The following is a 20,459-nucleotide window of genomic DNA, read 5'->3' on the forward strand; positions in this document are numbered from 1 at the left end:
ATAGAAGTTCGAAAGGGAGAGGATCACATGAGCTTTTCTAAAGAGGATATTTTACGCATTGCCAAGGAAGAGAATGTTCGTTTTATTCGTCTGCAATTTACGGATCTATTAGGTACTATCAAGAATGTAGAGATTCCAGTTAGCCAATTGGAAAAAGCGCTTGATAATAAAATGATGTTTGATGGTTCTTCCATCGAAGGATACGTACGGATTGAAGAATCTGATATGTATCTCTTCCCTGACCTAGATACATGGGTAATCTTCCCTTGGGTGACTGATAGTCGTGTAGCTCGTCTGATTTGTGACGTCTACATGCCAGATGGTACACCTTTTGCTGGAGACCCGCGTGGTATCCTCAAACGTTGTCTGAAGGAAGCTGAAGAAATGGGTTTCACAGCTATGAACGTTGGACCAGAACCTGAATTCTTCCTATTCAAGACAGACGAAAGAGGAAATCCTACTACGGAATTGAACGACCAAGGTGGATACTTTGACTTAGCGCCAACGGATTTAGGGGAAAACTGTCGTCGTGAAATCGTACTGACCCTTGAAGAAATGGGCTTTGAAATCGAAGCTTCCCACCATGAAGTAGCTTCGGGCCAGCATGAAATTGACTTTAAATATGCTGACGCGATTACTGCTGCTGACCAAATTCAAACCTTTAAGCTCGTCGTGAAAACGGTAGCCCGTCAACACGGCCTGCATGCAACTTTTATGCCTAAACCATTGTTCGGTATCAACGGATCTGGTATGCACGCTCACCAATCCTTGTTTAAAGGCAAAGAAAACATGTTCTACGACGAAAGCGACAAGCTGGGTCTGAGCAAAACTGCACGTTACTACATGGCTGGTATTTTGAAGCACGCTCGTGCTTTTGCAGCGATTACTAACCCAACAGTGAACTCATACAAACGCCTTGTTCCTGGTTATGAAGCACCTTGCTACGTAGCTTGGTCTGCAAGTAACCGTAGCCCAATGATTCGTATTCCGGCTTCTAGAGGTCTTAGCACACGTGTTGAGGTTCGTAACCCGGATCCAGCAGCTAACCCTTACCTCGCACTTGCTGTTATGTTGAAAGCAGGTCTTGACGGAATTAAACGTAAGCTTGATCTTCCAGCTCCGATTGACCGTAACATCTATGTGATGTCTGAAGAAGAGCGCATCGAAGAAGGCATTCCAAGCTTGCCATCCGATTTGAAAGAAGCACTTAGCGAAATGATCCGCAGTCATGTTATCACCGAAGCTCTCGGCGAACATGCTTTGGCTCACTTCTACGAGCTAAAAGAAATCGAATGGGATATCTACCGCACACAAGTTCACGAGTGGGAAAGAGCACAATACATGACTCTTTACTAGAACGTTCAAACCCTTGACGCCTTTGGCGTTGAGGGTTTTTTTGTGTGTGGGCGTGGGAGTAGTAAGGGACCTCTGTAATGCCGGTGCCCACAAAATGCCCACAAATAAATAGTGGGTGCTATTCGAGGATAGATCTCATGTGGGCTTCGTACTTTTCCATACTACTTTCTTCAATTTTCTTGGAAATGTGAGAATAGACATCAGATGTAATTGTAATACTGCCGTGTCCGAGTCGCTCCTGAACATACTTCATATCATTGCCTGCTTCTAGTAGTAACACTGCATGAGTGTGTCTTAGTGAGTGAATCGGCATAGGTGGGTGACCGATCCGTTTCAAAATTCTCGAAAAGGAATTGAATAAAGAAGACTTTGGCATGAAGTTTCCATCATCTCTACAAAGAACTAAGTTTAACTTATGTTTATAGGAACCCTTCCAAGCTAATTTATTTTGGTTCTGGTATTTAATGTGTTGTTTTAGATCGCTAATGATAGATTGACTAATCTTTATCGTTCGTTGCGAATTAAACGTTTTTGTATCTCCGAATAGAGTTGCTTCATCCTCAGCTGAAAAATCTAACGTCTTACAAATGTTTATTGTTCCGGCTTTCAAATCTATGTCGTCCCAAGTTAGTGCTGCGGCTTCACCTTTACGCATTCCTGTCTCAATGAGGACTTTATAAAAGATCCAGTAAATGTAACCATATTGGTGAGCATTTTGTAAAAAGGCTGGAATGTCTTCAGATTCGATATATTTTAAACTCTTTGTTTTAACACCCCCCTTAATAGTAACTCCTTTACAAGGGTTCTTTTCTAATTTTCCAAGAATTACGGCTTTCTCTAGCGCACCGTTCATGGTGTTATGAATAATCTGTATCGTACTTTTACTGTATCCTTGATCGGCAAGATGATTTAGGAATTTTTGATAACCAATCGGCTTCACTTCTTTAAGCATCATTGCTTGATAGTATGGTTTGATATGATTAGAAATGTTGTTTTGATGCTGAAGTAAAGTGTTTCTCCGCACAGTACCAACTTTGTATTCTTGCACAAATTGTTCAAGGTAATCAATTAGTGGTAGGTCTGTCTGCTCATATCCTTCAGCCATTCTTCTTTCTGCAGCTACAGCTGCAATTTGTGCCTCCTTTTTTGTATCGAAACCTCGTTGTGACTTCTCCTTAAATTTCTGAGTGATTGGGTCTTTGTATCGAATTCGATATTCCCATCCTGTTGTCTGCTTCTTAATACTTGCCATATACTAACAACCTCCAAACATACGTTCTATTTTTGTTTATAGTAAACAGCCTTGCGGCTGGAAAGCGCGAAGGTTAGAGGTGAAGATACGAGCGATCGTCTTTCAAAAAGGTCAAGGTCTTCGATGTTTCTTTTAAACGGGCTAGTTCGTCAGGAACTCCGCATAAGGCTGCGGCTTGGCTGAGTGAAAGCCCGCTTAGTAACGTTTCGTCAGGAATCAATAATTCAACTGCAAATCTATTAGCCTCTCGCTCAATACGATCAACTGAGAATAGTGTGTTTTTTCTTAGAAATGGTGTATTAACATCAGCATGCAAGATAGCATGTCCAAGTTCGTGCGCACATGTATAGCGACGATCAGGACTCGGGAGGTTCTCATTTATATGAATCATCTTGTTACGAAGAACCTTATTGTAGTAACCGAACATTTCACCTAAAGGTTCTAGTAATACAGGAATCCCCATCTGTTTAGCTAGTTGGAATGGATCATTTGTTTTATGTTTCTTGGTCAATCGGATTACAGTTGATTTGATCATTCTGTATCCCCCATGAAGCACTATTCGCGGTATTTCATTGGAGTGAATTTCTTCTTCGCCAACTCTTTACCTAAGCGTAGAGAATTCTCCAATGAAATTGCAAACAGTCTCTTCGTTTCCTCATCCATAGGCTCCCCGTGGAAGGCTAATGCTTCGTTGCTTTCAAGATCTGCCAATAATCGTTCGAGGTCTTTGGCAATGTCTTTTTCATCATTTTCTGTTAGAGAGTAATAGTTTTTTTTCTCAGCGGGAATAGATTCTTTCTCCGTCCCCATTAAATACTCGATATTTACTCCAAAATAGTCAGCTATCTTCTGAAGTTTATCTTGCTTAGGTGTGTACTTACCTTGTTTCCAACTTGTGAATGTTGCCGTGGTGATCCCAGTTTCCTTTGCAACACGATATGGTGTCACATTATTTTTCATTAATAGTTCTTCAAATATCTCGTACATAAATTTCCTCCTTAGTTTTCTTGAAAATAAAATTAGAAAACTAAGCTAATTGAGTTGACTAACTTAGAAAGCTATGCTAGTATACAAACATAGCTTAGAAAACTAAGTTAATTAAACAACGAATAGCTTATATTTCTTTATTAGTTTAGGTGACACTATGATTATATAAGAAATCTTAGCTATTCGTCAACTGATTATTTGATTGGAGGTGCTTAATTTGTATGAAAAATTCCGTGTTTTATTAGAAAGTTCTGGAAAATCAGCTTATCAAGTTTCTAAGAACACGGGTGTATCTACCGCAACGTTATCTAATTGGAAACAAGGAAACTATAGCCCCAAGATAGATAAGCTTAAACTTTTGGCTGAATATTTCGGAGTGACAGTAGATTACTTTTTATCGTAGGAATTATAGAAGGAAGAAAACAAAATTTAACTTAGTTTTCAGGATGGCTCAGCTAATATCCGAATGTGATCTTAAAGGAAAATTGGAATTTGTAACGCTTAGTCTAAAATGACTAACTACTAAACTCAGCTTAAGTTAAATAGAAAGGAGCGGGAAACGATGTCGATTCCTTTGACAGTGAATGTAAAAGTGGATAAAGACGAAATGCTTCGATTATGCCGTGAGCAAATTGCAACGAGTGTGAAAGAGTTCGATTCTGAATTTGTTTTCTGGGACTCAGCCGAGCTTAAGAAACGTACATGTATGAGTTGGAGCACTATTCAGGAGACCTTCTTTTTTGATCCAAGGTTCCCAAAACGAAAGGTAGGAGGGAAATGGTATTATCCAGTCCGTGAATCACGACAATTTCTTGAAATATGGCTTGAAGAATATAAATGAATGAAGATAAAAACATGACGATTGGCTGCCGCTAAGCATCGCCATAATCACAGAAGTTTATAGCTGAAAGGAGAAACTCTTTGATTAATAAGAAGCGTAGATACCCCGATCTTGCGGCTTTATTTCGAAACTGTTTAGATCGTGGCTGCACACCGGAACAATTACAAGACTTCGTCAATCGTGCCCGAAATTACAATATCGCTCGTCCTGATATGTTAGCACTCATAGATGACTTAGAAGTAAGGTATATAACCTCTCTGGAAGGAGTGACACCATGAAGCAATTACAAGTTTTTAATTTTTCAGGGAAAGAAGTTCGAGTAATAATGCACGATGGACAACCATGGTGGGTTGCAAAAGACGTATGTACTGCAATTGATGTTGACCAGACGCAGACTAGACGACTTGACGAAGATGAAAAGGGGCTGCGTTCAATACAGACCCTTGGTGGTGATCAAGTAATGCTTACCGTAAACGAGCCCGGTTTATATTCATTGATCCTGGGTAGTCGTAAGCCAGAAGCCAAACCATTTAAAAGATGGATAACACATGATGTACTCCCCGCTATAAGAAGGACTGGGATGTATGCTGCCGATGAGCTTCTAGAAAACCCTGATTTACTGATACAGGCAGCAACAAAACTAAAGGAAGAACGTGTCGCACGGCGAGCTCTGGAGGCTAAGGTTGAAGAAGATCGTCCAAAGGTAGTTTTTGCGGAGGCGTTAGAGGTTTCTAATGATTCAGTGCTTATAGCTGATTTAGCCAAGATCCTAAAGCAGAATGGAATTAATATCGGAGAAATCAGACTCTTTAAAGAACTGAGAGAGCGAGGATATCTAATTAAGTCCGGATCAGAATACAACATGCCAACACAACGATCCATGCAACTGCAGATTATGGAAATTAAAGTTGGGCAGCGTGGAAGTGCCAGTGAGGGAATGAAGGTAACTCGTACCCCTAAGATCACGGGTAAGGGAATTGGTTACTTTATCAACAAATACAAAGGAGATTTATCATGAACAGAAAACAACGCATAAGAGTCTGTGGGAACTTGCAGCAACTTATTGAAACGGCTCCTTCAACTAAACTTCGGGAACGGTATCGTAAGCAGTATGTATCAACCGCAAGTCGGATAAATGAAAAACAGCCCACCGGGGTAGGAGCCGGTCGGCTGATCACGAACTTACAAAATTCAATTACGATCAGTTTATCAGGAAGTGTAGGGAAAAGCAATGTCGGATAATAAGCATTGGACTATTCCTATGGTGGATTACAATCGCAATAAACACGAAATCTCTATCCAATCTACAAGTCTGTTTAAAGCAGTCTTAGCTGTTCTTCATCAGCATACGTATAGCACTCCTTTGCTTTATGGAATGGAATTTACTGAGCAAGAGAAAGCAGTGATTTATCATTTTAAAAATTTAAAGGACATGCGAGAAGAGTCTCTAAACCTTGTTTCAAAAACAATGAATCAAGCATTTTGGGACAAGAGTCCAGAAAAACGAAGAAGATCATATTTAGAGCGACAGATATCTCATGGGGAAATTTCAAAATACTGGTACAGTACCGATTTTAGGTGCGGAGGTTGTGGGAGCATTATACCCAAAAAACAGAGTCATCTATGGTCCCTCGGAGGTCATTTCTGTAACTACCATTGCTTCGGTAACAAATTAATAAAAGATCGAGTTGAGTCTAATGGAGATTGATATCAAGCAGTATATCAAGGATATCAGAAAATTGCGTGCTCAGGCTGACGCATACGATGACAATGCTCCTGGAGCAATCATGGGAAAAATACGCCTGCTTACAGCTGCTCATATGCTTATAGGACGAGTATCGGCTCTTAGAGACGGTGAGCATGCTCGTATCTATGCAGCCCGTAAAATCACTTATGCCAAAGCTAGGAAGGAAGCAAAGCGCGGAGAGAAGGAGATAGCTGGCGATCTTGCTATCGAGGAATTACGAATGGTCGAAGCTACAGCCCTTGAAGAAAAGATGATGTGGAAGAATGAGTTCTCATCTCTCTGTGAACACATCTACGAACTAAGATTAAGGGTGCGGGTTGATATGAACACTTTAGGAGGCGGGGATTGATGAAAGACGAATCTGCCATTAAGACTTTACAAGTTACGACCATTAGGAGACGTATTAGAGTTCTCAAGGCTGAAATGGATAGAGGAACAAATCTTAACCGGAATCGTGTGATTCAAATTGAAGGAGAAATTTCTGAGTTAAGACAGAACTTGAAAGATCTCAATAAAACACAACGACCTAAACCTAATCGCAAATCTCTCGGGAATTGTATTAACCCCAAGTGTCGTAAAAGAATAATAGTCGGACAAGCAGTAGTCAAATACGGTCATTTTGGACTGTGTTGCGATTTTAAGTGTCTGGTTGGTGCAATGGATGGAAGCTAATGAAAGGGGTCTGACATCATGGCAAGGCCATTAAAAGAAGGCCTAGACTATTTCCCATTGGACATTGATTTCGATCAGGATGATAAATTGATCGTTCCAATAGCTAAATATGGAATGCAGGGACTCGGAGTTATCGTGAAAATTATGATGAATATTTACCGGAATGGATACTTTTATCCATGGGAGGAGCGTGAGCACTACGCCCTTTCCAGCAAGGTTAATGCTGACATTAACACTGTAAGAGAGATCGTAAATGAGTGCATTAACTGGGGATTCTTCAACGAAAATGTATACAAGAATTACAAGGTGTTGACATCAAGAGGGTTTCAGAAAAGGTATATAGAGGCAGCAAAAAGACGCAAAGAGGTAACTTTATTTGAGGGTCATTTACTCATAGATCCATTAGAAGAAAGTAAGAAGGTGTCACATTCAATCGTGATCGTCAGTGCTGAAAGCACGCCAGTTAATGTTTACATTAATCCCGATAAACAAGGGAAAGTGTCAGCAGAAAGTACACAAAGTAAAGTAAAGGAAAGTAAAGGAGAGGAAAGTAAAGAAAAAGAAAATGAAATAAAACCAACAGAGATAGTGGTGCCACTGTCAGTTAATCCGTTCCGGATGTTTGAAGCTGAAGGATTTGGCACGATCAGTTCTGTGATATCTGATCAGCTTAATGATTTTATAAATGACTATGGTGAAAGATGGCTATGCGAGGCTATGCGAACTTCGATAATTGCAGGCAAGCGAAATCTTAGTTATGTTCGTGCCATTCTGAAACGATGGAAATCCGATGGCATAGACGAGCCATGGACAAAGGAAAAAGATACACGAAGTAGTACTTCTAGTAATGGATATAGGAATGGTCGTGGTGGACAAAGTGGGAAACCACAAATTGAAATTACTAAGAACCCTGTTGCTCCTCCTACTCAAGAGGAAATCGAACTTCATGAGAAGTCAATGGCTGAACTTCTTGAAAAAAGAAAACGAGCTGAGGAGGAGAAGCAGCGTTGAAATTTCTAAACTGGAAGACGGACACTGAACTTCTGCAGATAAGGAACAATGACTCTTTCGACTATGACATACGGATCCACGCTACCAAAGAACTCATAGCTCGAGAAAAAATAAAAAAACTTATAATGCTGCTCGTCGATCGCAAACGTGAAAAGGTGTGGTGACTATGACTCCCGCTGAAAGACGAGAAAAATACTTGCTCAATGAATTTGATAGAATTTTTGAATCCTTGGAATACCGACTGTTTGAACATCTAGCGGCAGCTGATCATATCGTAGCTAAAATTATCTCAGAGGCATCAACTGCAGGTGTTGGGTTATCAACTAGTCAAAAAGTTGTACGGGCCAAGATTGAAGACATGATTGACCAAATAGCCGAGAAACGTGAATTAGAATCTCCGACAAGAGGGAGGAAAGGACTGAAATGACACATTACGAGGTCACTAAGAAATATAAGAAGATAGTAACTGTAGTGAAAATTCACAAGGATGTTCCAAGTGTACTAATGATTGATGATAAGCGTTATGTACTTGATCCGCCGCGGACTCCTAGAAAGGGTGGTAAAGATGGCTCAAGGAAATAGAGGTGCAGCTTTTGAAAACCTAATTAATTTTACAAATGAATCCTATGAACATAGAGAATTGGCTGTTATCAATAAGCGTTCAACACCAGTAAAAGTTACACGCAGCAAAGGAACTAAGGTGCTCTCTGGATTCTTTGAGGCAAAATCAACTGTTGACTATGATGGGATTTATCGTGGAAGAGCAGTTTTTTTCGAAGCTAAGTCAATCCAAGACCTTGATAGATTTGACCTGAAAAAGGTTGAAGATCATCAGTACGAGCATTTAGAGAAGTGTCATAAGTTTGGAGCTCTATGCTTTGTTTTAGTTGAGTTTAGAAAACAACGTAAAACATACCTTTTACCCTTCACAGCATTACGTGCATACAAGGTTGAGGCTTCCAGGGGCGGACGCAAAAGCATGACGTTGGATAACTTCGAGATTGACGCTTTTGAAGTTAGGACAGGCCGTGTACCGCTGGATTACTTAGCTGTAGTTGATAGAGTTTGGTTCGCGGAAGGTAAAATGAATGCCTGATAGAAACGGGTGGTTAACCCGTGACGAAGCCGCGGCATGTGGTAAACCACTTTATATCACAGGTAGTCCCGGATGGCGTCAGGAACGTTCGAAAGGCTGGGCGATCCTTCCCAAATACCGATGTGCTGAACTTAAGGCTCATGTGGAAGCTACAGAACAACCTATTGCTTATCTTCATGTACGAAACGCAATACCACCTTACAGCTATGCTCCCTTGTATGCTTGTGATAAGTAACAGATTGATGCAAGCCAGCTTACACCAGCAGAACTTGTAGAAGCGGAGAGAGGATCATGATTCTGGTATGTCTCCAGTGTGGATCAGATATGAGGGAAGTTACCCCGGATTTATATCGTTGTACTGAATGTATGTGGGAAGCTGAGCAATTATCTTTAGAACAACCTACTAAACAAAATCAAAGAGAGATGAGGTGTAGCATGGCACAAGAGACCCCTCATAAAACTTTTTGGAAACCACAAAAGCAAGAAAAGCCCAAGAAGACGAGTAGCTTAGGTCAGCGTAAGAAGGTAAAGAGAGAAGTATCTCCTTTGAAACAGAAGATTTTCGAGGATCATAAGCCTGGCAGAAGTTCAAAACAACGCTGTGAGTTTCCAGCGTCAGTAGTTAAGGAATTGATTACAGAGGCTGACGGTAAATGTTCACATTGTAAAACAGCCCCTGATACAACAACACATCACGTCATGCCGCGAGGACGCAAGGGCAGAGGAGTTAAAACAAACGGTTTACGACTTTGTGGAGTGTGTCATGACATTATCCAAACGGATGAAGAGCTCTTACAATACTGGATCTCAGTATTTTGGAATAAGTACGGTGATTACTTTTGGTTTGATGAACAAGACTGGGACGAACACAATCACAAGCTAAATAAGCAGATCGAATTAGAGAAGGCAAAAGAAGAACGACTGCAGCAGATTGAACCTTTAGCAGATTTAATCATAACGGCTGCTGGCAGGGATCTCCGAGCAAAAGAAATTAGATTTCTGGAATCATTAGAAACTAAGGATCTAAATACCTTCACAGCAATGTTTACTGATGCTCTTAATGGCTATGCTGCACAGGGATCTTACCATCCTAATGACCGATTTGAAGATTAAGTAATTCATATAACAATGAGAGGTGGTTAGTTTAATGACCGAAACAGAACAACGCAGACACTTCCAGCGAATCAAATCCTTGAGTACCAATAAGTTTTGGAAGTACATGAATGTACTTCATACAAGGGCGTATACCAAAGCGGAAAACCATTATCAAGAGGCTATGGATATTGTATTAACACCAAAGCAAAAAGCAGCAGTAGTTTCTAAGGCTAATGAGATTAGAGAGTTATGGGATGGAATGCCATCGATCACGTTGGATGCTACAGAGGATGCAGAAATGCGGGAATTGGGAGTTTAAATCAAATTCGGCATAGCCCATAGGAGAGGCATACACAAAGTGCAAGTAGGAGTTATTCAGAAGGTGGCTTTTTGTTCCCTTTCTGATACATGGAAACGCCAAAAACAATTCCTAAGCCAACACCTATTGCAATGTTGTGGACAAACAATCCAAAGGCAAGACCAAAGCATAAGCAAATAAATAAACTAATCGCCAATGAGGGTTTCTTCTTATTCATTAAATCACCTCGATGTAATTTCCTGAATTATACCATAGGGAGGCATAACCAGTATGAGCACATTAACACTCGATCAAATGTATGAAATGCAGAAAGTATTGGATGCACGAATCATCAAAGAAAAGGGGCTTGAAGGCGTTGATCTGCTGCCTAATACGATATTAGCGCTTCAGGTAGAAATCGGAGAACTGGCAAATGAATGGCGCGGATTCAAGCATTGGAGCAAAGACCAGGAGCCGCGATACGAGAAAAAGTCGATTGCTTTTGCAGATCCGGGCGGACCATTTGAAGATGTAACCTATCCTTTAATTGAAGAATACGTGGATTGCCTACACTTTTTCCTTTCTATCTCGCGGCAACTTGAAGTAAAAAATATTCCTGATTATCAACCAACGATTTCTCATAGATTGCTGACAAATCAGTTTATTGATTTAAACAATTTGGTTGGAAATATCCTTGATTCAGAAAATTATTTAAATCCGGATGAAAGATGGGGAGTGGCGTTCTTTAATTTCATTGAACTTGGTCACGCCCTTGGATTTACCTTCGAACAGATTGCAAAAGCCTATGTAGCCAAGAACCAAGTAAACCATGAACGTCAATCCAGCGGATATTAAGGGAAGGTGAACCCATTATGAGAATGACACCAGAACGGATAGAAGCGTATAAGACGATGATTCACCAACTTGGAGCATTACCGCCATCTGCTGCAAATGAGTTGCTGGCTGCTCTAGAAGAGTCACAACAAAACGCCGAAGTTGAGAAAAAGCTAAATGATACGCTTCACGGCACAAATAAGGATTTGCGAAAAAGGTTAGTAGAGGCACAGCAGACCATAGCCCGGCAACATTCCAAAGAATATGGAATTTTTAACACAGCTGATTGCGAAATGTTCACGGCAAGCAAAGAAGAGGTTTGGAACTATCTTCAAAATAACACCACAGTATTCCAATGTTATTCGGTAGTTATGGATGGAAAGATGGTCATAACTTCCGAACCATCTGCTGGAGCAAACGGCAAGCTTGATGAATGTACGCTGGATGAATTTTTTCAGAGGTTCGAAGATGAAGATATTGTTATTTGTCGATTGGCAGCCTTAGGAAATAAGGAAGGGAGCGACAAGGCATGACACAGGTAAAGGATAAGACAGACCAGCAGCTTAACCGGGCGCTGGCTGAGTTGATGGGGTGGACAGTAGAAATTGGACCAGTAACCAGACTTTGGCGATTAATGAAAGACGGGAAAATAAAAGCAACATCAGGTGAGTCTGAGGAATTAATGTGGTCGTATGCGCCGGATTACAGTAACGACTCTGCTGCCAGCCTAGAGGTACAGACAAAGGCTATAGAGGTAGATTACAAGTCGTACATCCACAATCTCAACACTGTGATATACGGGGAATGTGAAGATGATGGAGAATACAGCGCTGTAAGTGTTGAAGTGACCGCAGCAATGCTCACCGCCAGCCCCAGAGAGAGGGCAGAGGCGGCATATATCACGCTACAGGGGGAATGACACCATGGACTATAAACAAAAAAGTTTCATAGCGACTGGACAAATTCTAAAAGCGTACACCGACGAAACAAGACCAGGACCATGGGTGGTGGCTTGGAGTGGAGGTAAAGACAGCTCAGTCACTTTATCGGAATTATTCAAATCACTACTGTTATTAAAAAATAGTAAACCCGAATCGCTGACTCGAGAGATTTACCTTACCACTGCACAGACCCATCTTGATTTTGTCACAGACCCACTCAAACAGAGTGAACTTATAAAGATTAAGAAGCTGATTGACCATCATAAACTGCCCGTGAAAATAGTTGAAGTATCGTCTCCGATCGAAAAGAGCTTCATGTATCTGGTACTAGGCCGTGGATATCCATTGCCCAAAAGCCGAATGAACCGCTGGTGTACGGAACGTCTGAAGATTGAGCCATCCCAGAAAGAACACAAGGCGATTAAACCAGCGCTCACTGTTACTGGGGTTCGTTTAAGCGAGTCGGCAGAGCGTCGAAACAACATCGAGAACAGACAGGTGTCAGAATACTTCAGTGCAAATGAATTCATGCCGATCGTCAACTTCACTTTAGACGATGTGTGGAGCTACCTGGTGCGCGAGGGCATGGCCTGGGGAGATGCAGAGGCGTTGGGTCAACTATACAAAGAGGCTACTGGGGAATGTGGATTAAGGCAACGCAAGGCGGGGTCTGGAGAGAAAAACGATGATCCATGTGGCGCACGTACTGGTTGTATCATCTGCCCAGTGGTAACCATCGATAAGAGCAGCCAAGAGTTTGCAAAGCACAATCCATGGTTACAGCCCTATGTCGGACTGAGAAACCTCATGATTCAGATGTACAAAGATCCCCGTAATAAGGCTGGACGTAAGCGAGATGGAACGGTGTTGGAGTACGGTCATGGCACATTTACAGTAAAAGCGCGGATGCGATTGTATGAGGCAGTGAGACAAGCGGAACAAGAGAACGAAGAACTGGCTCGGATGCATGGTGTGGAACCGCAGAAACTCATTTACTCCAAGGAATTAGACGAATTGATTCACCGACAGTGGGAGGAGGACTTGCGGGAATGTCCGTGGGTCGAGGATGCAGCTGAGGTTGGTAGATTTTACGAAACCAAGATCAGAGGGCTCCAGGTGGGTTATCAACTAGTTTGGAACTATCTATACGACACATCAGAACCAATAGAACAAATAAAAAAACCTGACTTATGTCAGGTTAATGACTAGATATTTTTGTGTCTAAAGTATCCTACTGTGCAAACAACAGTTGTCAGTCCAAACAAAATAGTGCGGGGAACGATATTTAGAGATGTTATCGACACGAAGCATGTTACAGCAGATAGCCAAATTATCAGATATGTACTTTGGTTTCTGGTCATGTTAAGACGCCCTTCCAATAAGTGAGATAAATTCAATATATACCATAGTAATGGGGGTTACAACAGATACAACGCATTCTATTTTTAGGGAGTAGGAGTATCCCTCCTCTCCCAAAGGTTATGACGAAGTAGACGCAAACTGTGCATTAAAAAAGGACCTAATGGTCCCCAGTGTTTATAACACTTCTATCTCCGAATCCTGCATTTTTGAAAGCAATTTTTCAACTGCTATCGTAACCCTTTGAAAATCATCAGTACCTAGAGGATAAGATGGACTACGTCGACCAGCGATTTCCCCATCATACACCATCTGAACTTTGATTACGGGATTTTCTTTATCACCCCATATTTCATTACCGATAGAAACTTTATATTGTGTGTTTGGTGGATGTGGCGGAGTGCTAGCTGGTACCATAATAAACATTTTGGGATAAAAAGTTTTTGCCATTCGAATCACTCTCTTCTCTAAAGGATACCTTTAGTATACCTTTGGTTTTACCAAAAGTAAACCTTTGGTTTTTATATTGTTTTATAATACGCAGTTCGAAGATAAAGGGACAGAGAGGGTTAATAGCCCTCCTCTCCCACAAGGAGGATATAAACATGCCTAAAAGAGTTTATCTATCAGACGCTGATATTGAAGCATTTGGACTCATGAAATCGTGTTTTGATGCTGACTATGGCAACACAGGAGCTTATACGAAAGAAGAAGCTGAATCTGTGCGAAAACTCGCTTCAATAGTTTCAGGGGAGGAAGCCCAATGACATAAAGGGACTGGCAAAAGGATATGGAGAGAGTCAAGATTTTCGAGCATGCCAAAATGCTCTGTAACAATCCATTTCCTCCATCCATTGAATATGAACCAACGGAGGTAACTTTGGGGTATTGGCTCCAAGAAGCCAAGATGCTGAGAGACACTATTGAAATGGCAATGAACGAATATCACCTATGGCAGAGTGGAGATACCGCAGCTCCGATGATGTACGGCATTCTTCAAGAGGCTATGTCCACCCTTTACCCAGATACCCCAGCACCCACATCAGAGATTACCGCAAGACCAATAGACGAATGGAATGAAGACTTGGGAGATGTACTTTGGTGGACATTCCCGGTTAACGAACCGCCATACTGTGGGTCACCGTTGGACATGGATTGGCCCGATTATCATACGCACTGGACACCAATCGTGATTCCGGCAGCCCCAGCACCCAAGGAGGGAGAATAGATCATGAATAGAGTCCCGGTTATGGTAATGAGAAACAAGGAGAATGCAGAAAGGTATCTTGCTGCAAGTGTTGATGTTGGAGATTGGGAAGATGAAAACTTGGACGTTACTTTGGATGATATACAGAACGCTTACATGATTATCCGCAAAGATAATTTTGCTCCGACTATTGAAGATTTTGAAGAACATAAAAAATGGCATGTCGCACTGAAACAATTGCTCATAGAAAAATTTGGACCAGATCCGTTTATAACATTGGACTTCGAAGCCGTATGCGAACATTACGAACCAGTAAACATTGAAATTACACAGGAGCAATTTCAGTACGCACAAGAACTAATGGAGTGACTGAACTTATAAGGGGGCTGAGACACACATGTTTGGACTACAGCTGGAGGATGGTACCAAAATATGCGGACTGTGCTATAAACCGAATTTGGAAGATGTGATCCTGATTGATGCTCAAAACAAGTGGTTCAAGGTCACAAGGATAGCTGGTCGGATTGCATACTGCATGCGTTGGTTTGATGAACGGACAATTTAGGGGGCTGAGACCCCAATCAAAGGAGACGATACACCGTGATCAGAGAGCCTAAATATAGGGGCTATAGTATAGAAAATAAGTCGTGGCATTATGGTTTTGGTTGGTGTTTAGATGGACTAACGGATGAATGCAAACAGCGTGAAAACATTGAGGATTATGCGGTTCTTTACACAGAAAGCTCTCCAGTTAAATGCGATTTAAAGTCAATGGGTGAGTACACCGGATTAAAAGACAAGAACGGACGGGAGATATACAAAGGGGATGTCCTAGATGGAAGTTGGATTAATCCAATGTCTCAAGAAAAAGTGATACGACATTATAAAGTCACCTTTGACAAAGGGAAATACAATGCAGAACTTATCGGTCATCATCCATACGGTTCCACCATGCTTTACTTTGAGAACGAAAATGCTGAAGTAATTGGAACTATATACGAGAATCCAGATCTAATAGAGGTATAAGGGGGAGAAGAGGATGAGGTATAAGGACACTCAAAATGCATTGAGAGCCGGCCATAAGCAGTTTGTCTTTACTGCAAGCCCGGGCTTACCTGTAGATGTACTGGCGTGGGGACCGACCTGGGTTAGATTTAAGGATGCATACAACAAGTATCCAATCAGCACAAACATGAAGATGTTTTCTATGATGGTGGAAGGTATTTACACAGAAAAAAGCCCTGATGCATCAGGGCAATAGCAGCTTTTATCCTCGACCAAATTATACCACAAAGGGGAATGAGGATGAACATCGCGAATAGTAAGGCTCCTGTATTAAAGGTAACGGACTTGGGTCCAGCAACTGCCCTTAACTATCAACTCTCCCTCAAAAGCGCGGAGCGAGCATATAGGAAGGCTGATGCTGATGATAAAAAGGTCATTTCTGGAATGAAGTCTGATTGTGAATTTGTGATTGAGTGGCTGACTACAGGACGGCGGCCAGGGAATAAGAGAGGGGTTGAGCGGAGGGCGGCGTATCAAAAAGAGAAACTTATGGATCCTATTCGAATGCAGTCCTTTGTCCAACATAGTAGCGCTGGAAGCCCAAGCAACCTTAATGATTGGGAAAGATTCCAAATTGAAGATGCTTTATCTCGTCTTACGAATCGTGAACGTGATTGTTTTGTTCTAGCTCATGGCGAGTGTTTTTCTTTCTCAGAAATCGCAAATTTATTAACTATTCATAAAAGCAGCGTGGAAGTCTATGTTAAACGCGCTCAGGAGAAAATATCAAGGGATTTAAGAGAAAGCATTTTTCTATACAAGTAGAATATTGTGGTAATAAAAGTTATAGTCACAAAAATAGATTGATGTTATATTAATTGTGCAAGGACACGTGGGGATGTGGGCTTAGAGGCAGCCATCATCTAAAGAGCGCGTGGAAGCGCACCTCCGTTAGCGCGACAAGCGTCGAAAAAATCTAACGAGGTGTTTATATTGGTGAAGAAAATTGTTTTGATCGCTGCAGTAGCAGTTGTGTTCGTAGTTGTTGTTTTATTGGGTATTCATTACGGTATTTTACATATTGTAATCACTCAAGAACAGTTATGGACGGGGATTCGATGGTGTGTTGAACAGATAGTTATTATCTTGTTAGCTTACGCCTTCGGTAAGTGGATGGATAAAGGGGTTGCCTAGTGCAACCCTCATCACCTATAAAATTTGATCTCTGTTGTCGTGATGGGGACTCCATCAAAACAATTCGGAACCTATAACACCCGACGTAAAGGGGAAGTATCGGTTGATTCGACGAAGGTAGTCAATCGTACTTCCCTATTGTTGTATCTTTTTTTTGTCGTACGGTTGCCACCTATATATAGGAGGAACCTATAAATGAGGATTCCTTGATAGCAATTGTATATCGTTAAGGTGACCCAAATCCCATTATCGCGGTATATGGATTGCTCATACGGTATGTCGTTACTTTCCATGGTGGGGATAGCGACATACTGTATTATTTTATTGCAGGTAAATCTTTCCTAATGTCGAAATATGGTATTAAGGGGGAGATTATTATATTTTGGATTCTTTTATTTTTCTTGTTGTTCTGTTCGTATATCAGATCTGTATGGGTTAATTTTAAGATTGTTCAAAGGAAGGACTTAGGTGATAGTGGATGGATGAAAAAAATATACTATATTATATTAGGTCCATGGACAATTCCATCTATCCTAAGAAAAAATGACAAAATACTAAGTCAAGAAAATTGTCTATATAATTATTATCAGGATAATCTTAAAAATGGAATATGGTTTAGATCTGAAAATATACAATTTGATAAGATAATAAAACAGTTAAAAGAAGAAGAGTTGAGTTTAGATCAAAGAATAGTTTTAAGGGGTTACATTCGTACAGATGAGATTGGGAAAAAGAGAACTCTTAATTTATTTTCCGTGTTTATTCCGATGCTAGTAGCCGCAATTATTGGCTTCGCGGCAGTTGTTCTCAGCAAAGAAAATGAGATGGGCATCATTTATGAAAATATAGCTGCTACGTTTATCACTGTGATAATATTAATTGCTATTTACTTTTCGATACTTATGCATATGTCAAACCGCGAGGCAAAATCTTCAATAGTAAAAACAGCATTAGACGCATACGAGGAATTAATTAAAATCAAAGGCAATTCTTTGGGATGTGAAGGTGATAGTATCACACCATCATCAAATGTAGAGGATGATGATACCTCATTGGATATTCCAAAAGCTGCAGAAGTGACGGAGAAGTAAGGTACATGGGTAAATAGTAGCAGGAAAATAATCCCTAAATGTCGAATTATTATTTCGAAGGGAGGGGATTAAAATGGGATACCACAAAAATAAACAAATAGAACAAGATGAGCATGAACGTGAATGTCCAGAGTGCGGGGGAACTGTTTGGGTTAAATGGGGAGATTCACCAAACTTTCACTGCAAAGAGTGCGACATTGAGACTGATGTGAAACAATGTGAAAATTGTTCGAATCTTCTTTATGAAAATGATGAAGAATACATTTGTAGTGACTGCATAGCTCATGCAATGCGAGATTGAATGCCAAGCACCTTCGGGTGCTTTTTCTTTTGCACAAATCTTTATTCGGGGGTGGTGATAATGTAATGCCAAGAGCACGTGATCCAAACCGGGACCGCGCACTAGAAATATGGCGTGAACACGGTGGGGAAATAACAAACAGGCAGATAGCCGAGCAACTAGACATTGACGAAAAGAAGGTAGCCGTCTGGAAACAGCGTGATAAATGGAGTGTTGTACAACAATCATCAAATAACGTTGTACAACAGTCAAAGAAGAGTGTTGTACAACAAAAGAAGCAGAAGTCCAATAAACAGAATAAAGAAGTAGCTCGGGGCGATCCGCCGGAAGAAGAAGCTGAGCTAACTGATAAACAAAGAATGTTTGTCCTTGAATATATGCGAGACTTCAACGCAACTAGAGCGGCATTAGCTGCTGGTTATTCAAAGAGAGCAGCTTATTCCATTGGATGGGAAAACCTGAGGAAACCTGAAATTCAGGCAGAAATCACAAGGTTGAAGGATCAGATGGTTGGTGAGCTCGGACTGAGCGTTCATCGAGTCATAGCTGAGTACCTTAAAATAGCTTTTGCTGACACTACTGATTATGTAGACTTCGGTACAACGGAAGAACCAGTAATCGGTATAGATGGACCTACTTATGATGAAGAGGGCGATCCGGTAACCAAAACAGTTAGTTTTGTCCACTTTAAGTCAGCTTATGAGGTAGACGGTACGCTAATTAGTGAAGTGAAGCAAGGCCGTGATGGTGTAAGCATCAAGTTTTATGATAAGATGCGAGCGCTGAAAGAGCTGGAGAAGTACCTAGGCTATATGGATGAAGAAACTAAGCTTCGCGTTCAGAAAATGCAGCTTGAGGTTACGGCTATCAGTAAAACGGTAGAATCAGAGGTCGTATTCATAAAGGATGATCTCCATGAGTAAGGTTATCAGCTTACAGGAGACCGTTGGCAAGGGATACGCAAAGTTTTGGCATTTTAAAGGACGTTACCGAGTAGTCAAAGGCGGTCGGGGTTCGAAAAAAAGCGTAACAGCCGCTTTATCAATTATTGCAAAGATGATGGAATATCCATTAGCGAATACTTTAGTTCTGCGTAAGACGTTCAATACTCATAAAGACTCTACCTGGGCACAGCTTAAATGGGCAGCTAATAGGTTAGGAGTGGGTAACAAGTGGCAGTTTAAGAAAGTGCCGTTAGAAGCCATATATAAGCCAACAGGACAAAAGATATTGTTCCGCGGCCTTGATGATCCGATGTCAATCACCTCTATTACGGTGGACACCGGCTATTTGTGTTGGGCGTGGTTTGAAGAAGCCTATCAGATCCTTAATGAAGATGATTTCGATAAGGTGGATATGTCTATTCGTGGTCTACTACCAGAAGGGTACTATAAGCAACTGACGATAACCTTTAACCCATGGAATGAAAAGCATTGGTTGAAACATCGCTTCTTCGATACCGAGAACCCAGATACATTCGTGGATACGACAACATACCGCTGTAATGAGTTCCTGGGAGACGAGGACCGCAAACTATTTGAGTGGATGAAGAAGCATAAACCAAAGCGTCATAGGGTAGAGGGTGACGGAGATTGGGGTATTGCTGAGGGTGCTATATATGAAGACTGGCGGGAAGAAGAGTTTGATTACCGAGCTATTGCCAAGCAAAAGGGTTACAGGGCAGTGTTTGGACTCGACTTTGGTTATACGAATGACCCTACCGCTCTTGTATGCGCTCTGGTTAACAAAGAGGAGAAGAAGCTATATATCTTCGATGAACACTATGAGCATGGCATGCTGAACGATGATATTGCCGATATGCTGAAAGAAAAGGGCTACTCAAAGGAGCGTATTATTGCGGATTCCTCAGAGCCAAAATCCATTGCTGAAATTCGTGGTTTCGGGATTGGTAGGATCAGAGCCGCTGAAAAGGGTGGGGATAGCGTCAAGGTCGGTATTCAGACCATTCAACAGTATGAAATCATAGTTCATAAATTCAAATGCCCTAATGTCAGTATAGAGCTATCAAGTTATGTATGGGAACAGAATAAAGCTGGGAAGTTCACGAAAAAGCCAGTTGATGACTTTAACCATGCTATGGACGCGTTGCGTTATGCTATGGAACAAATCCGTAAGCCTGATGCATTCTCATTTGATTAATAAGAGAGGAGG

At 41.2% G+C, this 20,459-nt stretch carries 35 protein-coding genes; 30 read left to right on the forward strand and 5 right to left on the reverse strand.

The annotated features are described in order from the left end of the window. The first annotated feature begins 27 nt into the window (after positions 1-27). Positions 28-1,356, forward strand: a complete 1,329-nt coding sequence (gene glnA, locus ACQKMP_RS14980; protein ID WP_042128352.1) for a type I glutamate--ammonia ligase — start codon at positions 28-30, stop codon at positions 1,354-1,356. A 118-nt stretch (positions 1,357-1,474) separates the two neighbouring features. Here glnA and ACQKMP_RS14985 read toward each other — a convergent pair whose 3' ends face one another. The 3 genes from ACQKMP_RS14985 to ACQKMP_RS14995 form a co-directional block, all read right to left on the reverse strand. Further along, positions 1,475-2,608: a tyrosine-type recombinase/integrase gene (locus ACQKMP_RS14985; protein WP_427469654.1), complete on the reverse strand. Its 1,134-nt coding sequence runs from the start codon at positions 2,606-2,608 to the stop codon at positions 1,475-1,477. 73 nt (positions 2,609-2,681) lie between these two features. Further along, positions 2,682-3,143 (reverse strand): ImmA/IrrE family metallo-endopeptidase, encoded by a 462-nt coding sequence (locus ACQKMP_RS14990; RefSeq protein WP_427469655.1) that lies wholly within the window; start codon positions 3,141-3,143, stop codon positions 2,682-2,684. 20 nt (positions 3,144-3,163) lie between these two features. Then, positions 3,164-3,595, reverse strand: a complete 432-nt coding sequence (locus tag ACQKMP_RS14995; protein WP_427469656.1) for a helix-turn-helix domain-containing protein — start codon at positions 3,593-3,595, stop codon at positions 3,164-3,166. A 217-nt stretch (positions 3,596-3,812) separates the two neighbouring features. Here ACQKMP_RS14995 and ACQKMP_RS15000 point away from each other — a divergent pair, with 217 nt between their 5' ends. The 13 genes from ACQKMP_RS15000 (at position 3,813) to ACQKMP_RS15060 (ending at position 10,376) form a co-directional block, all read left to right on the forward strand. Then, a complete protein-coding gene (locus tag ACQKMP_RS15000; protein WP_427469657.1) occupies positions 3,813-3,998 on the forward strand; it encodes a helix-turn-helix domain-containing protein in 186 nt (61 codons plus the stop codon). Between the two features lie 159 nt (positions 3,999-4,157). Beyond that, a complete protein-coding gene (locus ACQKMP_RS15005) occupies positions 4,158-4,436 on the forward strand; it encodes a group-specific protein (protein ID WP_427469658.1) in 279 nt (92 codons plus the stop codon). A 274-nt stretch (positions 4,437-4,710) separates the two neighbouring features. Then, positions 4,711-5,454 (forward strand): phage antirepressor KilAC domain-containing protein, encoded by a 744-nt coding sequence (locus tag ACQKMP_RS15010; protein WP_427469659.1) that lies wholly within the window; start codon positions 4,711-4,713, stop codon positions 5,452-5,454. Beyond that, positions 5,451-5,678, forward strand: coding sequence for a hypothetical protein (locus tag ACQKMP_RS15015; RefSeq protein WP_427469660.1), 228 nt, complete (start codon positions 5,451-5,453; stop codon positions 5,676-5,678). Before ACQKMP_RS15010 ends, ACQKMP_RS15015 begins: the two co-directional genes overlap by 4 nt. Before the next feature lie 455 nt (positions 5,679-6,133). After that, entirely contained in the window at positions 6,134-6,532 is a 399-nt protein-coding gene (locus ACQKMP_RS15020; protein WP_427469661.1) for a hypothetical protein, read from the forward strand. Next, positions 6,532-6,855 (forward strand): hypothetical protein, encoded by a 324-nt coding sequence (locus tag ACQKMP_RS15025; protein WP_427469662.1) that lies wholly within the window; start codon positions 6,532-6,534, stop codon positions 6,853-6,855. Before ACQKMP_RS15020 ends, ACQKMP_RS15025 begins: the two co-directional genes overlap by 1 nt. A gap of 18 nt (positions 6,856-6,873) precedes the next feature. Further along, positions 6,874-7,866, forward strand: a complete 993-nt coding sequence (locus tag ACQKMP_RS15030) for a Lin1244/Lin1753 domain-containing protein (protein WP_427469663.1) — start codon at positions 6,874-6,876, stop codon at positions 7,864-7,866. Positions 7,867-8,032: 166 nt separating this feature from the next. Further along, complete coding sequence (locus ACQKMP_RS15035) at positions 8,033-8,293, forward strand: hypothetical protein (protein ID WP_427469664.1); 261 nt, start codon at positions 8,033-8,035, stop codon at positions 8,291-8,293. Further along, positions 8,290-8,448, forward strand: a complete 159-nt coding sequence (locus ACQKMP_RS15040; protein ID WP_427469665.1) for a hypothetical protein — start codon at positions 8,290-8,292, stop codon at positions 8,446-8,448. Before ACQKMP_RS15035 ends, ACQKMP_RS15040 begins: the two co-directional genes overlap by 4 nt. After that, entirely contained in the window at positions 8,432-8,962 is a 531-nt protein-coding gene (locus ACQKMP_RS15045; protein ID WP_427469666.1) for a Holliday junction resolvase RecU, read from the forward strand. Before ACQKMP_RS15040 ends, ACQKMP_RS15045 begins: the two co-directional genes overlap by 17 nt. Further along, entirely contained in the window at positions 8,955-9,197 is a 243-nt protein-coding gene (locus ACQKMP_RS15050; RefSeq protein ID WP_427469667.1) for a hypothetical protein, read from the forward strand. Before ACQKMP_RS15045 ends, ACQKMP_RS15050 begins: the two co-directional genes overlap by 8 nt. Before the next feature lie 200 nt (positions 9,198-9,397). Further along, positions 9,398-10,075 (forward strand): HNH endonuclease, encoded by a 678-nt coding sequence (locus tag ACQKMP_RS15055; RefSeq protein WP_427469668.1) that lies wholly within the window; start codon positions 9,398-9,400, stop codon positions 10,073-10,075. Between the two features lie 34 nt (positions 10,076-10,109). Next, complete coding sequence (locus tag ACQKMP_RS15060; RefSeq protein WP_405176318.1) at positions 10,110-10,376, forward strand: hypothetical protein; 267 nt, start codon at positions 10,110-10,112, stop codon at positions 10,374-10,376. Between the two features lie 52 nt (positions 10,377-10,428). Here the strand turns inward: ACQKMP_RS15060 and ACQKMP_RS15065 are convergent, their stop codons facing one another. Continuing rightward, entirely contained in the window at positions 10,429-10,593 is a 165-nt protein-coding gene (locus ACQKMP_RS15065) for a hypothetical protein (protein ID WP_188114692.1), read from the reverse strand. Positions 10,594-10,646: 53 nt separating this feature from the next. On the opposite strand from ACQKMP_RS15065, the gene ACQKMP_RS15070 reads away from it, so the two are divergent. Genes ACQKMP_RS15070 through ACQKMP_RS15085 form a run of 4 tightly spaced genes read left to right on the forward strand, consistent with a single transcriptional unit; the run spans position 10,647 to position 13,339 of the window. Then, the gene (locus tag ACQKMP_RS15070; protein ID WP_427469669.1) at positions 10,647-11,210 is read left to right on the forward strand and encodes a dUTP diphosphatase; all 564 of its coding nucleotides are present in this window, start codon (positions 10,647-10,649) and stop codon (positions 11,208-11,210) included. A 17-nt stretch (positions 11,211-11,227) separates the two neighbouring features. Further along, a complete protein-coding gene (locus tag ACQKMP_RS15075) occupies positions 11,228-11,722 on the forward strand; it encodes a hypothetical protein (protein WP_427469670.1) in 495 nt (164 codons plus the stop codon). After that, positions 11,719-12,108, forward strand: a complete 390-nt coding sequence (locus tag ACQKMP_RS15080; protein WP_427469671.1) for a hypothetical protein — start codon at positions 11,719-11,721, stop codon at positions 12,106-12,108. The genes ACQKMP_RS15075 and ACQKMP_RS15080 overlap by 4 nt, the downstream gene beginning before the upstream one ends. 4 nt (positions 12,109-12,112) lie before the next feature. After that, a complete protein-coding gene (locus ACQKMP_RS15085) occupies positions 12,113-13,339 on the forward strand; it encodes a phosphoadenosine phosphosulfate reductase family protein (RefSeq protein WP_427469672.1) in 1,227 nt (408 codons plus the stop codon). A gap of 327 nt (positions 13,340-13,666) precedes the next feature. On the opposite strand, the gene ACQKMP_RS15090 is transcribed toward ACQKMP_RS15085, so the two are convergent. Beyond that, the gene (locus ACQKMP_RS15090; RefSeq protein WP_427469673.1) at positions 13,667-13,939 is read right to left on the reverse strand and encodes a hypothetical protein; all 273 of its coding nucleotides are present in this window, start codon (positions 13,937-13,939) and stop codon (positions 13,667-13,669) included. Positions 13,940-14,094: 155 nt separating this feature from the next. On the opposite strand from ACQKMP_RS15090, the gene ACQKMP_RS15095 reads away from it, so the two are divergent. The 12 genes from ACQKMP_RS15095 (at position 14,095) to ACQKMP_RS15150 (ending at position 20,447) form a co-directional block, all read left to right on the forward strand. After that, positions 14,095-14,256, forward strand: coding sequence for a hypothetical protein (locus ACQKMP_RS15095; RefSeq protein WP_427469674.1), 162 nt, complete (start codon positions 14,095-14,097; stop codon positions 14,254-14,256). Between the two features lie 23 nt (positions 14,257-14,279). Further along, the gene (locus ACQKMP_RS15100) at positions 14,280-14,717 is read left to right on the forward strand and encodes a hypothetical protein (RefSeq protein ID WP_427469675.1); all 438 of its coding nucleotides are present in this window, start codon (positions 14,280-14,282) and stop codon (positions 14,715-14,717) included. Positions 14,718-14,720: 3 nt separating this feature from the next. Further along, positions 14,721-15,065, forward strand: coding sequence for a hypothetical protein (locus ACQKMP_RS15105; protein ID WP_339189767.1), 345 nt, complete (start codon positions 14,721-14,723; stop codon positions 15,063-15,065). A 28-nt stretch (positions 15,066-15,093) separates the two neighbouring features. Continuing rightward, positions 15,094-15,261: a hypothetical protein gene (locus ACQKMP_RS15110; RefSeq protein ID WP_427469676.1), complete on the forward strand. Its 168-nt coding sequence runs from the start codon at positions 15,094-15,096 to the stop codon at positions 15,259-15,261. A gap of 35 nt (positions 15,262-15,296) precedes the next feature. Beyond that, positions 15,297-15,722: a YopX family protein gene (locus tag ACQKMP_RS15115; protein ID WP_339189771.1), complete on the forward strand. Its 426-nt coding sequence runs from the start codon at positions 15,297-15,299 to the stop codon at positions 15,720-15,722. A gap of 13 nt (positions 15,723-15,735) precedes the next feature. Then, entirely contained in the window at positions 15,736-15,957 is a 222-nt protein-coding gene (locus tag ACQKMP_RS15120) for a hypothetical protein (RefSeq protein ID WP_427469677.1), read from the forward strand. A gap of 44 nt (positions 15,958-16,001) precedes the next feature. Further along, positions 16,002-16,526, forward strand: a complete 525-nt coding sequence (locus tag ACQKMP_RS15125) for a sigma factor-like helix-turn-helix DNA-binding protein (protein WP_427469678.1) — start codon at positions 16,002-16,004, stop codon at positions 16,524-16,526. Between the two features lie 171 nt (positions 16,527-16,697). Further along, a complete protein-coding gene (locus tag ACQKMP_RS15130) occupies positions 16,698-16,895 on the forward strand; it encodes a hypothetical protein (RefSeq protein ID WP_427469679.1) in 198 nt (65 codons plus the stop codon). 482 nt (positions 16,896-17,377) lie between these two features. Further along, on the forward strand, positions 17,378-17,986 hold the full coding sequence (locus ACQKMP_RS15135; protein WP_427469680.1) for a hypothetical protein: 609 nt from the start codon (positions 17,378-17,380) through the stop codon (positions 17,984-17,986). Between the two features lie 73 nt (positions 17,987-18,059). Beyond that, on the forward strand, positions 18,060-18,287 hold the full coding sequence (locus tag ACQKMP_RS15140; RefSeq protein WP_427469681.1) for a hypothetical protein: 228 nt from the start codon (positions 18,060-18,062) through the stop codon (positions 18,285-18,287). Between the two features lie 65 nt (positions 18,288-18,352). Further along, entirely contained in the window at positions 18,353-19,210 is an 858-nt protein-coding gene (locus tag ACQKMP_RS15145; protein ID WP_427469682.1) for a terminase small subunit, read from the forward strand. Next, positions 19,203-20,447, forward strand: a complete 1,245-nt coding sequence (locus tag ACQKMP_RS15150) for a PBSX family phage terminase large subunit (protein WP_200870224.1) — start codon at positions 19,203-19,205, stop codon at positions 20,445-20,447. Before ACQKMP_RS15145 ends, ACQKMP_RS15150 begins: the two co-directional genes overlap by 8 nt. Positions 20,448-20,459 lie beyond the last annotated feature (12 nt).

The organism is Paenibacillus sp. NPDC101420 (genome assembly GCF_050277435.1).
Classification (GTDB): Bacteria; Bacillota; Bacilli; order Paenibacillales; family Paenibacillaceae; genus Paenibacillus_AQ.